Source organism: Neisseria sp. P0020.S003 (genome assembly GCF_051957095.1).
Taxonomy (GTDB): Bacteria; Pseudomonadota; Gammaproteobacteria; order Burkholderiales; family Neisseriaceae; genus Neisseria; species Neisseria subflava.
In genome coordinates, this window is the sequence record NZ_JBQCWU010000067.1 from 1 (window position 1) to 455 (window position 455).

Genomic DNA, 455 nt, shown 5'->3' on the forward strand with positions numbered 1-455 from the left:
TGGTGTTGGGTGTGTATGGGAGGTGGTATGCGCAGAGGTGTTTTTAAGGTCCGTGCTGGGGCCGGGTGTTTATGATTTTTCGGGTTGTTTTGTCCTCTTGTTTGGGGCGCGGTGTGTCTTTTTTTGGTGGGTTGTTTCGTTTTGGGCTTGGGTTGGTGGTTTGGTGGGGGTTTGTTGGGTGTTTTGTTTGTTGTGTTTGGGGGGGGTTTTGTGGGGTGTTGGGGGTGGGTTTGGTGTTTGTTGTTGGTGGTTGGGTTTTTTTGGTGTTTTGTTTGGGTTTGGGGGTGTGTTGGGGGGTTGGGTTTGTTTGGTGTTGGTTTGTTTGGGGGTGGGTGGGGGGTGTTGTTTGGGTGTTGTGGTTGGGGTTTTTGGTTTTGTTTTTGTTATTTGGGTGGTGTTTTGTGTGGTGGTGTTTGTTTGTGTTTGTTGGTTGGTGGGGTGGTGTGGTTGGGGGG

General features: G+C 50.3%; 1 protein-coding gene. It reads right to left on the reverse strand.

Features of this window, described 5'->3' with window-relative positions:
• Positions 1-69: 69 nt before the first annotated feature.
• Positions 70-455 (reverse strand): hypothetical protein (locus ACTHTQ_RS11335; RefSeq protein WP_440363974.1); only part of this gene is annotated, 386 nt, incomplete at its 5' end.